1 pseudogene is annotated in these 549 nt (G+C 63.0%); it reads right to left on the bottom strand.

Going from position 1 to position 549, the window contains the following annotated elements:
- Positions 1-549, bottom strand: a pseudogene (locus UC32_RS19960) (pyruvate dehydrogenase (acetyl-transferring), homodimeric type); the annotation flags it as partial.

Here is a 549-nt window from a genome sequence, read left to right as displayed (position 1 = left end):
GCTGGCCGGCGGGGGATTCCTTGTAGGCCAGGACGAGGTCGCGGTCCACGGACAGGTAGTTCTGGCCCTTGGGGTTGTAGATCTTAGCCGTGGGGAAGAACGCATCCATACCGAACGTACGGGCCTCATCCGGGATGATCGGGGCGATGTGCTTGCCGAAGTTCTTATCCCGCATCAGGTCCTTCAGGAGCCTGACGAACGCCATGGTGGTGGCGGCCTGCTGCTTCCCGGAGCCGCGCTTGGCAACCTCGTAGGACTTTGCCTCGGGCAGCACGATCTCGGCGTGCTTGGAACGGCGTTCCGGGACGGACCCGCCGAGGGCTGCACGACGCTCCATCATGTACTTGATTTCCGGAGCGTCCGTGCCCGGGTGGTAGTACGGCGGACGGTACGTGTCCTGCTCGAGCTGTTCGTCGGTGACCGGGATCCGCAGGTGGTCGCGGAACTTCTTCAGGTCATCAAGGGTCAGCTTCTTCATCTGGTGGGTCGCGTTGCGGCCCTCGAAGTGCGGTCCGAGTCCGTAGCCTTTGACGGTTTTGGCGAGGATGA

The sequence above is a fragment of the Pseudarthrobacter chlorophenolicus genome (genome assembly GCF_000962805.1).
Classification (GTDB): Bacteria; Actinomycetota; Actinomycetes; order Actinomycetales; family Micrococcaceae; genus Arthrobacter; species Arthrobacter chlorophenolicus_A.
The sequence above is the reverse complement of the archived record's forward strand: the minus strand, read 5'-3'. Positions and strand labels throughout refer to the sequence as shown.